Origin of the sequence: Pseudomonas sp. 8O, from assembly GCF_902506495.1 — a bacterium.
Lineage (GTDB): Bacteria > Pseudomonadota > Gammaproteobacteria > Pseudomonadales > Pseudomonadaceae > Aquipseudomonas > Aquipseudomonas chaetocerotis.
The window spans coordinates 419,871-433,578 of sequence record NZ_LR733265.1; the positions used below are offsets into that span (position 1 = coordinate 419,871).

Sequence of the window (13,708 nt, forward strand, 5' to 3'; positions counted from 1 at the left end):
CCCGGACTAAAGGAATTTACGATTAGCTTCATCGGACGGCACATTCAAACCCAGTGCTTCCAGTTTCAGCCTGGCGCGCCTAGCAAAGCGCTCTCTAGCGTCCTTATATGTCCGGATGCGCAGGCCGTAAGTGATATATTGCTCTGAACGCTCTGAGTCACTACGGCCAAATGTATCAAGCGTCACCGGCCACATACGCTCAAGAGCAGTCTGGATCTGATGATGCCCCTCTTCGCTGCGGCACATTTCTCTAGTTATCCGAAATCCATGTCCGACGTGAAGCTTTTCTTCCTTTATGACTTGTGGGCACATATCTGCAATAGGTTGATAGCTACTCTCAGTCATCTCCTCAAGAACATCAATAACTGCGTCCTCTACCAAAAAAGAAATCAAAGCCCGCTCGGCCCAGTTTTTACAGGATTTTACTGCCTCGGTTGCGTAAAAGGCTCGTTCTTCTAAGCCTTGAGATATCATGAATGATGTATCTATGCCTATATCCAAAAGAATTTTTGCAGCTCGTTTGTAATGTTCGAGTTCATCTAAGGCCAACTGGCAGCAAATTTTTTTCTCATCAGGATCGTCAGTTAGGAAATAGAATAATTTTACATAATCATCGGCCCCTGATAGTTCACCTTCGGTATGTGCCATCAGTTGCCTTTTGACCAGCTCTTGGTATTCGCTGGGCATGTCCAGCAGTTCTGCTGGCCCTGATACGTGAATGATTTGCTTGGCCGGAATCTGGCTTGATGTGTTCATGTCGCATCCTTGTTGATTGTTGTTTTACCTGTCTCAGGCGGCAAGGTATATGCAAAGCAGCATCATAAGCAGCTTCCCTGCGTCGGTATTCAACCTAGATTAACGATGGTGTTCGTCAATTAAGAATTTTCTGAAAAGTTCGCCTGCACACATCTTGTTTGGCTGTCTTGCGCAGGCTGAAATTAACCATCAGTGTTTGGGCAGAGGCTTGCTTGGCAAGCCTGACAACTCCATAGCAGTCGGGGCGTTGCACGTTTTTCGGCAGGTGCGACAGCGATATTGACTAAACCCTTGACGCCATCCCCAAAGAGTCAATTGCAGTCTCTCCAAGCATGGCGGGTTGAGGTGGCTAATGCAGGGCATGACGCTGAGTAGGCTTCTGCTTGGCACTGGGCAGGCTTAACTGAGCCGGACAGCGGGGAAGGGCGTGGATATCCATGAACAGCAGTCCACAGCTGGGGGCTGCCTTAAAGATTGGCCCTTGCAATACGCTCTTGGTACATGGCCGGAAAAAGCCAGGTGACTCAGGCTGGATAAAAAATCCAGTTCGTTTCTGAAGAAGAGGCCGCTACGAAAAATCTTGAGGGGGTTGAGTCAATCGAACTCAGAACAGATAAGGGAACGCCAAAGTTGATCGATTAACGATCAGTACTTGGCGCCCCTTGTTTTTACACGGCTCGGAATACCAGCTTTGGTGCTGCCGGATGGGGCTCAAGCGTTGCGTCCACGTTGCTTGATCAGGCGATCGGAGCCGCCTTCGGCCAGCTGCACACGTTGGGCACCAGGCGTGCGCTCATAGCCACCTTCTACCAGCTGGATACGCTGGCTGCCGGGAGTGCGGTCAGAACCGTCTTCAGCCAGCTGGATGCGTTGAGCACCCGGGGTGCGATCATAGCCATCTTCGGCCAGCTGGATGCGCTGGGCGCCCGGCGTGCGGTCGGAGCCGTCTTCGGCTAGCGGTGCGATGGGTTGCTGTTGTACCTGGCTGTCCTTGGCTTCGCCCACCAGCGGGAAGGGCGCGCTGCTCGAGGCGGCGAATGCGGTGGTGGTCATCAGGCTAAGGGCCAGAGTTGCGAGGGTCAGTTGAGCTTTCATGTCGATGTCTCCTTGAGGAGTAATAAGTGGCGTCGGAGTCAATTCTTGAGGACATGAGCGCAGATAAGAACTTGACTGGCCTGATAGTGAACATCGACCCCCTCAATACTCGATCGGGAGGCTCTATCTCGGTGCTTGTGGCCGGGCGTCAAGCGTCGCGGCGAATGTTCAGCGAAGCATCGCGCTGAATGCCGGGCGCGCGTATGCTTGGCGACCCTTGCGGGTCGTGCTCGATCCGTCCTCTTTTGCAGTTCCCTGGAGGCAGGCTCAGCAATGCTCGCGGCACAGGCAATTTTGCCGATCTTCGCTCTGATCGTTCTCGGCTATCTGCTCGGCTGGCGCCAGTGGCTCACCAGCGAGTCGGCGGCCGGTCTGGCCAACATCACCTTCAAGCTGTTCATGCCGACGCTGCTGTTCGCCGGCATCGCCAAGGCATCGCTGGCCGAAGGCCTGTCGCCGATGCTGCTGTTGGCCTATTACCTGCCGGTACTGCTGGTGTTCGTTGCGGTCAACGCGCTGGCGCACTGGCGTCGCGGTACAGCGACGCCGCTGGGATTGGTGGCGGCGTTCTCCAACAACGTGCTGGTGGGCATTCCGCTGATCGCCAGCCTGATGGGTAACGATGGACTGCTCTACGTGTTCGCCATCCTGGTGTTCCACAGCCTCACGTTGTTTTCCCTGCACAGTTTCTATGCCGCCTTTGGCAGCCAGGAACGCGTTGACGGTCGCGCGCTGCTGAAGAACCTGGCCAACCCGATGATCATCGGCCTGGGACTGGGCGCACTGCTCAACCTGTCCGGGCTGCAGCTGCCGGATAGTTTGTGGCGGGCAATCATCTGGCTCGGCCAGGCCGCGCTGCCCTGCGCACTGATCGTGCTCGGCGCCAGCCTGTCGCGTTATCGCCTGCGCCCTACCGGCGAGGCCTGGGGCGTGGCCTTGGCCAAGCTGTTGCTGTTCCCGGCGCTGGTGTGGTGGCTCAGTGGCCAACTCCCCGGCCTGAACGAGACGGCGCGCAGCGTACTGGTCCTGCTCGCTGCCTGCCCCAGTGGGGTCAACGTGATGGCTTTTGCCCGCAGCGCGGAGGACAGTCGTAGTGTCAGCGCTGCTATCTCGCTGTCCACGCTGCTGGCGGCGGTTTCACTGCCGTTGTGGATGCTGCTGGTGGGCTTCTGAGTGCATCGCCTGGCGATTCGTCCTTCCGGGCGATAGGCGTCGACGCGGTGCCTGGCTAGCATCGCGCTTCCCGCTCCGTTCAGGACTGCATCGATGAAACGACTCGCCCACGTGCTGCTCGGCCTGCTGTTGGTGTTCGGGTTGACCCTTGCCGCCTTCGTCGCACTCAACTGGGCCCCGGATCGCCCGCTGGACGAACTCACTGCGCGCTGGGCGCCACCGCCTTCGCAGTTCGTCGAGATCGATGGAATGTCGGTGCACCTGCGTGACCAGGGGCGGCGCGATGACCCCGAGCCCATCCTGCTGTTGCACGGCACCTCCGCCAGCCTGCACACCTGGGAAGGTTGGGTAAAAGAGCTGGCCAGGCAGCGTCGCGTGATCAGCCTGGACTTACCCGGTTTCGGCCTGAGCGGGCCATTTCCCGATGGCGATTACCGCGTTGAGCACTACACGCATTTCCTCCTGGCTCTGCTCGATCATCTGCGGGTCAATCGCGTGGTGCTGGTCGGCAACAGTTTCGGCGGCCAGTTGGCCTGGCGCTTTGCCCTGGCTCATCCCGAGCGCAGTGCGCGTCTGGTGCTGGTGGATGCTGCCGGCTACCCGCGCAATGCCGAGTCGGTGCCGATAGGCTTTCGTCTGGCCGGCATTCCTGCCTTGGCGCCATTGATGAGCCGGCTGTTGCCGCGCAGCATGATCGAGTCGAGCGTGCGCAACGTTTATGGCGATCCAGACAAGGTCGATGACAAACTGGTCGAGCGTTACTACCAACTGACCCTGCGTGCCGGCAATCGTCAGGCCTTGCGCCAGCGCTTCGCCCAGGCTCCCAGCGGCGAGCTGCATGAGCGCATCGGCGAACTCGAATTGCCCACGCTGATCATCTGGGGTGGGCGGGACCGGCTGATTCCTGTAAGCAATGCCGAGCGTTTCGCCGCCGATATCGGGGGCAGCCAGTTGGTGCTGTTCGAAGACCTCGGGCATGTGCCCCAGGAAGAGGAGCCGCAGCGCACCGTCGCGGTGCTTGGCAGCTTCCTGGCACGTTGAGGCTCTAGCGCGGTATTTTCCAAGCCTTTGATTTTGTTCGTAGAAGCGCTGGTCGTTAATGGCTGGCGCGTTTCCTGCTATGGCTCGGCGGGGCGGTTGGCTTTGGCGAATCTTCGTCTAGGCTGACGGGATAACGAACAAAAAAAGCAGGAAACTGCATGCGCAAGGGCATTAGAGCTTTCGTCCGGGTCGTGGACGCATTCAACCGGAGGGTCGGGCGTTTCGCCATGTACCTGATCTTCGCCATGCTGGCGGTGCTCCTGTACTCTTCCATGAGCAAGACCTTCTTCACACCATCGATCTGGACCCTGGAAAGCGCCCAATTCCTCATGGTCGCCTACTTCCTGCTCGGCGGTGCCTACTCGATGCAGCTCGACGCCCATGTGCGTATGGACCTGGCCTACAGCGCCTGGTCGCCGCGTACGCGCGCCGTGGTCGATGCCATCACCGTGTTCATGCTGATCTTCTACCTGGTGATGCTGCTGGTCGGCGGCATCTCCTCCACCGAGTACGCCATCGAATACAAGGAGACCAGCTACTCGGCGTGGTCGCCCTACATGGCGCCGATCAAGATCGTCATGTGCTTCGGCATCGCCTTGATGCTGTTGCAGGCGGTCGCCACCTTCTTCAAGGATCTGTACGCCGCCCGTGGGGAGACGTTGTGATGAGCTACGAGCTGATCGCGCTTCTGATGTTCTCCTCGATGATGTTGCTGCTGCTCACCGGCAAGCGGGTATTCGGCGCCATCGGTTTCGTCGCGGCTGCTGCTGCATTGCTGTTATGGGGCGATGGCGGCTCGGAGATGGCCTTCAGCGCGGCCATGAAACTGATGAAGTGGTACCCGCTGCTGACCCTGCCGATGTTCGTGTTCATGGGCTACATGCTCTCCGAGTCGGGCATCGCCGAAGACCTGTACAAGATGTTCCATGTGTGGATGGGACCGCTGCCGGGCGGCCTGGCCATCGGCACCATCTTCCTGATGGTGGCGATCTCGGCGATGAACGGCCTGAGCGTGGCCGGCATGGCCATCGGCGCCAGCATCGCCTTGCCCGAACTGCTCAGGCGTGGCTACGACAAGATCATGATCACCGGGGTGATCCAGGCGGGCAGCTCGCTCGGTATTCTGATTCCGCCCAGTGTGGTGCTGGTGCTCTACGGCATGATCGCGCGCCAGCCGGTGGGGCAGTTGTGGCTGGCCGGGGCCATTCCGGGGCTGATGATGGCCGGCATGTTCATGCTCTACATCGCCATTCGTTGCCGCCTGCAGCCGCATCTCGGCCCACCGCTGGCGCAGGCCGAGCGTGAGCAGATCAGCATGCAGGAGAAGCTGCGGCTGCTCAGTGCCGGGCTGGTGCCAGTATTCATTTTTCTGTCGATGACCGGGCTGTTCCTGATGGGCTACACCAGCCTGGTGGAAAGCTCGGCTGTCGGTGCCGCAGCGGCGACCCTGGCGGCGCTGTTCAAGGGGCGGCTGAGTGGCAAGGTGATGGAGGAAACGCTGCGCAAGACCCTGGCCATCAGTTGCATGTTCATGTGGATCATTCTCGCCGCGCTTTGCTTCGGCGCGGTGTTCGACGGTCTCGGCGCGGTCAGGGCCATCGAAGGCTTCTTCGTCGACAGCCTGCACCTGGGGCCGTGGCAGATTCTGATCCTGATGCAGATCTCGTTCATCGTGATGGGCATGTTCCTCGACGACACCGCCATGCTGGTGATCGTCGCGCCACTCTACATTCCGCTGGTCGGCGCCCTGGGCTTCGACCTGATCTGGTACGGCGTGCTCTACACCATCACCTGCCAGATTGCCTACATGACCCCGCCATTCGGCTACAACCTGTTCCTCATGCGGGCGATGGCGCCACCCGAAGTGACTCTGCGCGACATCTACGTCTCGGTCATACCCTTCGTCTTCATCATGGTCCTGGCGCTGACCCTGGTCATGGTCTTCCCGCAGCTGGCGCTGTGGTTGCCGCAACTGCATTACGGCGGCTGATCAACGGAAATCGGCGCGTGCGCGCGTCAGCAGTCGAGCCGGTTCGTCCGGCCACTGGTAAGGCCGTCAGCTCTGACGGCATTGAGCGGTTGTATTGCATCTGCATCGACACTATGGAGAGACCAGCATGAGTACGAGACGCGATTTCCTAAAGACCGCCGCGGTCACCACCGGGGCCGTCGGCACCGCTACCCTCGGTTCGTCGCATATCTATGCCGCCGAGCCGAAGAAGATCACCTGGCGATTGCAGACCTACGCCGGCGCGGCGCTGGCCGAGCACGTGATCAAACCCTCGATCGACGCCTTCAACAAGGCCGCCAACGGCCAGATGGAGATCCAGCTGTATTTCGCCGACCAGTTGGTGCCGACCGGCGAGCTGTTCCGCGCCATGCAGCGCGGCACCATCGATGCCGTGCAGAGTGATGACGACTCCATTGCCGCGCCCGTGGACGTCTCGGTATTCGGCGGTTACTTCCCCTTCGCCACCCGCTACAGCCTCGATGTGCCGGTGCTGTTCGAACAGTACGGACTCAACGAGATCTGGGCCGAGGCCTACGGCGAGGTCAAGGGCGTCACCTGGCTCGGCGCTGGCGCCTGGGACCCTTGCCACTTCGCCACGGTTGAGCCGATCACCAGGCTCGAACACCTCAAGGGCAAGCGCATCTTCACCTTCCCCACCGCCGGCAAGTTCCTCACGCGCTTCGGCGTGATTCCGGTGACCCTGCCCTGGGAAGATGTCGAGGTCGCGATCCAGACCGGTGAGCTGGACGGCATCGCCTGGTCCGGCATCACCGAGGACTACACCGTCGGCTGGGCCAACGTCACCAAGTACTTCCTGACCAATAACATCTCCGGTGCCTGGTGCGGCTCCTACTTCGCCAACTCGGACAAATGGGCGGAAGTGCCGGAGCACCTCAAGACCCTGTTCAAGCTGTGCATGGACAGCTCCAACTACTATCGCCAGCACTGGTACTGGGGCGGTGAGGCGCAACTGCGGGTCGAAGGCGGCAAGCTGGAACTGACCTCCATCCCGGCCGAGGAGTGGGCCACGGTAGAGGCCGAGGCGTTGAAGTTCTGGGACGAAATCGCCAAGACCAGCCCGCGCTGCGCCAAGGTGGTGGACATCTTCAAGAAGTACAACGCACTGATGGCCAAGGCCGGAGCGCCTTATCGCGGTTGATATTGCCCCCCGATTGCCCGCCCGCCGCTCAGCCTGGGGGCGGGCAGCGCTGCAGGTTCTCTCGGGCCAGGTCCGTGAATGCCTTGAGCGCGGCAGACGGATTGCGTCGATTGGGGTAGTACAGACACATTTCATCTCTCGGCGGCGTCCAGTCCTGCAGCACCCGCTGCAGGTCTCCAGCGTCGACTTCCGCCTGGACCTCCTGCTCCAGAAAGAGTCCGAGCGCCACGTTCGCCTGCACGATGGCCTTGGCCACACCCGGCTCGTCCACGGTGAACCGACCCTCGACATCGAGCCTGAGCACTTCGCCCGCCTGTTCGAAGTACCAGGGATAGATGGCGCCGTTGGGCAGCCGGATGCGCAGGCATTCATGCCGCATCAGATCCGCTGGGTTCTGCGGTTCACCGTGCTTGGAGAAATACAGCGGCGTCCCCACCACGGCATAGCGCTGTGTCTGGCCCAGTGGGATGGCAATCATGTCATTGGGGATCAGGTTCGATGCGCGCACGCCCAGATCGAAGCCTTCCGCGACGACGTCCACCAGTCGCTCCTCCGTCACCAGATCGATCTGGACGCGCGGGTAGCGGTCGGCAAACTCCAGGACCAGTGGCAGGAGGGCCGTGCGCGCTGCGCTGGCAAATGCGTTGATTCTTATCACGCCAGCAGGTTCTGCGTTGTGCGAGCGAACCGTTTCCAGCGCGCCGCGCAGAGCCTGCAGGGCTGGTTCCACCTGCTCAAGATAGCTGCTGCCCGCCTCTGTCAGCGACACGCTACGTGTGGTGCGATTGAACAGGCGCGTCTGCAGAGTCGCCTCCAGTTTGGCGATGGTGCTGCTTAGCGCAGTGGTGGAAACATTCAGGTCGATCGCTGCCCGGCGAAACGAGGCGCGGCGGGCCACGGCCAGGACGGCCTCCAGCTCATGAAGGGTAAGACGTGAGTCGGACATCGGATTGTCCTTATATGCGGGATTAGTCATCAGGTTTTGTCCCAGTTGAGCAGGTTATCTGGCGCGAGGCAAGATGGCAGTCCTGCAAGCCTGACAACCCTGAGAGGACCCAGCTTATGAACCTGCAATTGCCGAGCGCCGTTCAGGCCTACTTCGAGATCAGCAACGGTGATGACATCTCACACATGGCGGCGTGTTTCTGCGCGGACGCCCGCGTGATCGATGAAAACCGCAGGCATCAGGGGATCGCGGCCATCGAATCCTGGCAGCGGGCCGCGCGGCAGGCATTCACCTATCGGGTGGAGCCCATCGAGTCGTTTGCCGAGGATGATCAACTGAGCATCACGGCAATGGTGAGCGGTGACTTTCCCGGTAGTCCGCTGACGCTCAAGCATGTCTTCACCCTCAGGGACGGGCGGATCAGCTCACTGGAGATTGCGCCATGATGAACCTCGAACTTGCCGGCAAGCGTGTGCTGGTCACCGGTGGGACCAAAGGCGTGGGGCTCGCAGTGGTTCGTTTGTTCCACGCCGAGGGGGCGCAGGTGCTGACCGCGGCGCGACAGGCCGATAGCGCCGTGCCGCCAGATATCTTCGTTGAGGCCGATCTTTGTACCCGAGAAGGTTGTGCTGCGTTGGTGGCGGCTGCGGAGCAGCGCTTGGGCGGAGTCGACATCCTCGTGCATGTGCTGGGTGGCTCGTCGGCTCCCGGCGGAGGTTTTGCTGCGCTGGATGACGAGCAGTGGCAGCGCGAGCTCGATCTGAACCTGTTCCCCGCTGTACGTCTGGACCGTGCGCTGCTTCCGGGCATGCTGCAGCGCGCGGCGGGCGTGATCATTCATGTGACATCCATCCAGAGTCGTTTGCCACTGCCCGAGGCGACCACCGCATATGCCGCAGCCAAAGCCGCCCTCTCGACTTACAGCAAGAGCCTGTCGAAGGAGGTGTCACCCAAGGGCGTGCGCGTCGTGAGGGTTGCTCCGGGCTGGATCGAAACCGAGGCATCGGTGGCCCTGGCCGAGCGATTGGCAGAGGAGGCGGGCACCGATTACGAAGGCGGCAAGCGCATCATCATGGAGGCGCTGGGAGGCATTCCGCTCGGCCGCCCATCGAAACCGTCGGAAGTCGCTGAACTCATCGCTTTCCTGGCGTCACCTCGGGCAGCCGCCATCACCGGCAGTGAATTCCTGATCGATGGCGGCACGGTGCCGACAGCTTAGTGCGTCGCGGTGGACAGCCTGCGGTTGTCCACCGCCTTGATCGTCATCGCCTATTTTTCTGCCCAGCTCCCTGCCATCCCGGCAATCCTGTACCACACTCTATGAGCCTGAAACGGACGCTGTCACAAGCGTCGTGCTGAGCCCGTGCGTCGTCGGCCTTGCCTGGCCGGTCATGGATACCCAGCCCTTCGCTTGACCCGCCCGCGATAACAACAAGACACAGGGGTTAGCATGTTCAAACCACGGGATGTAAAGACCGTCGGCGAAGCCCGGCGCATCGTCGAGGAGCGTGGCCTGAGCCACGTCAAGGTCGGTCTGTTCGATAACGACGGGGTGATGCGCGGCAAGTACATGAGCCGCAGCAAGTTCTTCTCCGCCCTCGAGCACGGTTTCGCCTTCTGCGATGTGGTGCTCGGCTGGGACGTCAAGGATCAGCTCTACGACAACGCCCAATACACCGGCTGGCACAGTGGCTACCCGGACGCGCCGGTGCGCATTCTGCCGCACACCTGCCGCGAGATTCCCTTCGAGAACGGCATGCTGCTGTTTCTCGCCGAATTCGACCAGCAGGCCGAGGCGGTGTGCCCGCGTGGCACGCTGCGGCGGGTGATCCAGCGCTGCCAGGACATGGGGTTCGAGCCCTACGCCGCGCTGGAGTACGAATTCTTCATGTTCGATGAAACCCCGGACTCGGCACGGGCCAAGGGTTTTCGCGATCTCAAGCCATTCACCCCGGACTGGTTCGGCTACTCGATGATCCGTAACTCGGTGCACGCCGAGCTCTATCACCAGATTCTCGAAATGGGCGAGGCGATGGATTTTCCCATCGAGGGCCTGCACACCGAGACCGGCCCCGGCGTGCTGGAGGCGGCCATCGCTTACGACCGTGCCGAAGCCGCGGCGGACAAGGGCGCCCTGTTCAAGACCTTCATGAAGGTGCTGGCCCAGCGCAACGGCCTGATGGCCACTTTCATGGCCAAGTGGTCCGGCAAGTATCCGGGGCAGAGCGGGCACATCCATGTTTCGCTGCGCGACCGCAAGAGCGACAAGTCGGCCTTCTACGACCCCAGCCAGGCACACAACATGAGCAAGCTGCAGCGGCATTTTCTCGCTGGGCAGCAGCGCCTGATGCCGGAATTTCTGTGCATGGTGGCGCCGACCCTGAACAGCTATCGGCGCCTGATCCCCGGCTTCTGGGCGCCCACCGACGCCACCTGGGGCGTGGAGAACCGCACCGCTGCGCTGCGGGTAATCCCCGGTAGCGACAAGTCGCAGCGTCAGGAGTACCGCCTCGGCGCCGCCGACGGCAATCCGTTCCTGGCGCTGTCGGTGGCCATCGGTTCGGGCTTGTACGGCGTCATGCAGGAGTGGGAGCCGACCGAGCCGGTCAACGGTAACGCCTACGCGGTCAAGCATCCCGAGGAGCTGGCGCTGCCGCGCACGCTGTGGGACGCCGCACAGCGCCTGAAGGGCTCGCAGGCCGCCCGCGAACTGTTCGGTGATGCCTTCGTCGAGCACTTCGCCGCCAGCCGCGAATGGGAAGAGCGCGAGTACCGTCGCCATGTCAGCGATTGGGAGCTGGATCGCTACTTCGAAATCATCTGAGCGCTCCCCCTCTCCCCAACCCTCTCCCCGGAGGGGCGAGGGGGCCGAGTGCGGCACGCGATCCACCGCGTGCGTCGCGATTCCTCTTACGGAGCACCTTATGAGCAAACTGCAATGCATTTCCCCCATCGACGGCTCGGTCTACGTCGAGCGTCATCTGGCGTCCAATCCCGAGGTGCTGGTGGCGCTGGCCAAGGCCGAGCTGGCGCAGCAGACCTGGAAGCAGACGCCGCTGCGCGAGCGTATCGCTATCGGCCGACGCGCCATCGAATCCTTCGCCGCGCGTGAGGCGCAGTTGGCCGAAGAGCTGTGCTGGATGATGGGCCGGCCGATCCGTTATGCCGCTGGCGAAATCCGTGGCTTCGTTGAGCGTGCCAGCCATATGGCGGATATCGCCGAGGGCTCGCTGGCCGATATCCGCCTGCCGGAAAAGGCCGGTTTCACCCGTTTCATCCGCCGTGAGCCACTGGGCCTGGCCTTGATCATCGCCCCCTGGAATTACCCCTATCTGACCGCCGTCAACGCGGTGATGCCGGCGCTGTTGGCGGGTAACGTGGTGGTGCTCAAGCACTCGGCGCAGACACCGCTGTGCGCTGAACGCATGGTCGAAGCCTTTGCCGAGGCCGGTCTGCCCGAAGGCGTGTTCCAGTACCTGCACCTGAGCCACGGCGAGACCGAAGCATTGATTCGCTCGCCGAGCATCGACCACGTCGCCTTCACCGGTTCGGTGCCCGGGGGCGCCATGGTCGAGCGCGCGGCTGCAGGACGCTTCATCAGTGTCGGGCTCGAGCTGGGTGGCAAGGACCCGGCCTACGTTCGGGCCGACGCCGATCTGCAGCACGCGGTGGAAACCGCCATCGACGGAGCCTTCTTCAATTCCGGGCAGTCCTGCTGCGGTATCGAGCGTATCTACGTGCACGAGTCGCTATTCGATGAGTTCGTCGAGCGCGCTGTGGCGCTGGTGCGCCAATACAAACTGGGGCGCTCGGACGACCCGCAGACCACCCTTGGCCCGCTGGTGCGCAGCGACGCCGCCGATTTCGTCCGCGCGCAGATCGCCGAAGCGGTCGAGCAGGGCGCCAGGACGCATATCGACCCGGCCGAGTTTCCCCTGGATGCGCCGGGCACGCCCTATCTGGCGCCGCAGGTGCTGACCAACGTCAACCATGAAATGCGCGTGATGACCGAGGAATCCTTCGGTCCGGTGGTGGGCATTCAGAAGGTCGCCAGTGACGAGGAGGCGCTGGCGCTGATGAACGACAGCGAGTTCGGCCTGACCGCTGCGATCTTCAGCCGCGACGTTGATGCAGCCATGGCCCTGGCTGACCGGGTGGAGGCCGGCACGGTATTTCTCAACCGCTGCGACTACCTCGACCCCGGCCTGGCCTGGACCGGGGTGAAGCACTCCGGGCGTGGCTGCACCCTGTCGCGGGTTGGCTATGAGCAGCTGACCCGGCCGAAATCCTTCCACTTCAAGACTCAGCTGTGAGGCGCGCAATGACTCTCGATCAGTACCGCATGAACTGGAACTACCCGACCTCGATGCGCGTCGGCGTTGGCCGCATTGCCGAATTGGCCGAGGCCTGTCGTCAGCTCGGCATGCGCGCCCCGATGTTATGTACCGACCCTGGCCTGGCGGCGTTGCCGATGATCGACGCGGCGCTGCGTCAGTGTCGTGACGCTGGACTTGATGCCGGGTTGTTCTCGGCGATCAAGGGTAACCCTACCGGCGCCAACGTGATGGATGGAGTCGCCGCGTTCAAGGCGGGCGCGCATGACGGGGTGATCGCCTTCGGCGGTGGCTCGGCGCTGGATGCCGGCAAGGCCATCGCCCTGATGGTCGGCCAGGATCGGCCGCTGTGGGATTTCGAGGACATCGGCGACAACGCCAGCCGGGTCAACGTCGCCGGCATGGCGCCGGTGGTGGCGGTGCCGACCACCGCCGGCACCGGATCGGAGGTCGGCCGCGCCTCGGTGATCACCGACGATGCGGCGCATATCAAGCGCATCATCTTCCACGCACGAATGTTGCCGGCGCTGGTGATTCTTGATCCCGAACTGACGGTCGGTCTGCCGGCGAAAATCACCGCCGCCACCGGCATGGACGCGCTGTCGCACAGCCTGGAGGCGTTCTGTTCGCCACTGTTCCACCCGATGGCCGAGGGCATCGCCCTCGAAGGCATGCGCCTGGTGCAACAGTACCTGCCGCGTGCGGTAAGCCAGGGCACGGACGTCGAGGCGCGGCTGCAGATGCTGGTGGCCTCGAGCATGGGTGCCACCGCCTTCCAGCGTGGCCTTGGCGCGATGCATGCGCTGGCGCATCCGCTGGGGGCGCTGTACGACGCCCACCACGGCTTGCTCAACGCGGTGCTGATGCCTTACGTGCTGGTGGCCAACCGCGGCGCCATCGAGCCGCAGATGGAGAAGATGGCGCGCTATCTGGCGCTACCGGGCAGTGGTTTCGATGCCGTTCTGGACTGGGTGCTGGCGCTGCGCAGCGAGGTGGGCATCGCCCATAGCCTGGGCGAGATTGGCATCGACGATGCCCGCATCGAGCAGGTGGGACGCATGGCCGAGGTCGATCCCTCGGCAGGCACCAACCCCGTCGCCTTCAGCGCCGCGCAGTACAGCGCGTTGTTCGAGAAAGCGCTGCGCGGGACCTTGTAGCCCGGATGCAATCCGGGAGCGGTTGGCCTGCTTTGC

General features: G+C 62.1%; 13 protein-coding genes. 10 read left to right on the forward strand and 3 right to left on the reverse strand.

Annotation, left to right across the window (positions count from 1 at the left end; translation table 11 throughout):
• Positions 1-6: 6 nt before the first annotated feature.
• Both GV002_RS15470 and GV002_RS15475 read right to left on the reverse strand, forming a co-directional pair.
• Positions 7-756: a Phenylacetic acid catabolic protein gene (locus GV002_RS15470; protein ID WP_160019252.1), complete on the reverse strand. Its 750-nt coding sequence runs from the start codon at positions 754-756 to the stop codon at positions 7-9.
• A 711-nt stretch (positions 757-1,467) separates the two neighbouring features.
• Positions 1,468-1,851, reverse strand: coding sequence for a hypothetical protein (locus tag GV002_RS15475; protein WP_160019253.1), 384 nt, complete (start codon positions 1,849-1,851; stop codon positions 1,468-1,470).
• A gap of 273 nt (positions 1,852-2,124) precedes the next feature.
• On the opposite strand from GV002_RS15475, the gene GV002_RS15480 reads away from it, so the two are divergent.
• The 5 genes from GV002_RS15480 (at position 2,125) to GV002_RS15500 (ending at position 7,235) form a co-directional block, all read left to right on the forward strand.
• Entirely contained in the window at positions 2,125-3,024 is a 900-nt protein-coding gene (locus GV002_RS15480) for an AEC family transporter (RefSeq protein ID WP_160019254.1), read from the forward strand.
• Between the two features lie 93 nt (positions 3,025-3,117).
• A complete protein-coding gene (locus tag GV002_RS15485) occupies positions 3,118-4,065 on the forward strand; it encodes an alpha/beta fold hydrolase (protein ID WP_160019255.1) in 948 nt (315 codons plus the stop codon).
• Between the two features lie 158 nt (positions 4,066-4,223).
• Entirely contained in the window at positions 4,224-4,730 is a 507-nt protein-coding gene (locus tag GV002_RS15490; RefSeq protein WP_160019256.1) for a TRAP transporter small permease subunit, read from the forward strand.
• The gene (locus GV002_RS15495) at positions 4,730-6,055 is read left to right on the forward strand and encodes a TRAP transporter large permease (RefSeq protein ID WP_160019257.1); all 1,326 of its coding nucleotides are present in this window, start codon (positions 4,730-4,732) and stop codon (positions 6,053-6,055) included. Before GV002_RS15490 ends, GV002_RS15495 begins: the two co-directional genes overlap by 1 nt.
• Before the next feature lie 127 nt (positions 6,056-6,182).
• On the forward strand, positions 6,183-7,235 hold the full coding sequence (locus GV002_RS15500) for a twin-arginine translocation signal domain-containing protein (RefSeq protein WP_160019258.1): 1,053 nt from the start codon (positions 6,183-6,185) through the stop codon (positions 7,233-7,235).
• Positions 7,236-7,263: 28 nt separating this feature from the next.
• On the opposite strand, the gene GV002_RS15505 is transcribed toward GV002_RS15500, so the two are convergent.
• Positions 7,264-8,181, reverse strand: coding sequence for a LysR substrate-binding domain-containing protein (locus tag GV002_RS15505; protein ID WP_160019259.1), 918 nt, complete (start codon positions 8,179-8,181; stop codon positions 7,264-7,266).
• A 116-nt stretch (positions 8,182-8,297) separates the two neighbouring features.
• Here GV002_RS15505 and GV002_RS15510 point away from each other — a divergent pair, with 116 nt between their 5' ends.
• From GV002_RS15510 to GV002_RS15530, 5 genes are all read left to right on the forward strand, one after another.
• Positions 8,298-8,627, forward strand: a complete 330-nt coding sequence (locus GV002_RS15510; RefSeq protein ID WP_160019260.1) for a nuclear transport factor 2 family protein — start codon at positions 8,298-8,300, stop codon at positions 8,625-8,627.
• A complete protein-coding gene (locus GV002_RS15515) occupies positions 8,624-9,400 on the forward strand; it encodes an SDR family oxidoreductase (RefSeq protein WP_160019261.1) in 777 nt (258 codons plus the stop codon). The genes GV002_RS15510 and GV002_RS15515 overlap by 4 nt, the downstream gene beginning before the upstream one ends.
• A gap of 231 nt (positions 9,401-9,631) precedes the next feature.
• Positions 9,632-11,005, forward strand: a complete 1,374-nt coding sequence (locus GV002_RS15520; protein ID WP_160019262.1) for a glutamine synthetase family protein — start codon at positions 9,632-9,634, stop codon at positions 11,003-11,005.
• A gap of 100 nt (positions 11,006-11,105) precedes the next feature.
• Positions 11,106-12,494, forward strand: coding sequence for an aldehyde dehydrogenase family protein (locus tag GV002_RS15525; protein WP_160019263.1), 1,389 nt, complete (start codon positions 11,106-11,108; stop codon positions 12,492-12,494).
• An 8-nt stretch (positions 12,495-12,502) separates the two neighbouring features.
• Complete coding sequence (locus GV002_RS15530; protein WP_160019264.1) at positions 12,503-13,672, forward strand: iron-containing alcohol dehydrogenase; 1,170 nt, start codon at positions 12,503-12,505, stop codon at positions 13,670-13,672.
• Positions 13,673-13,708: the final 36 nt, after the last annotated feature.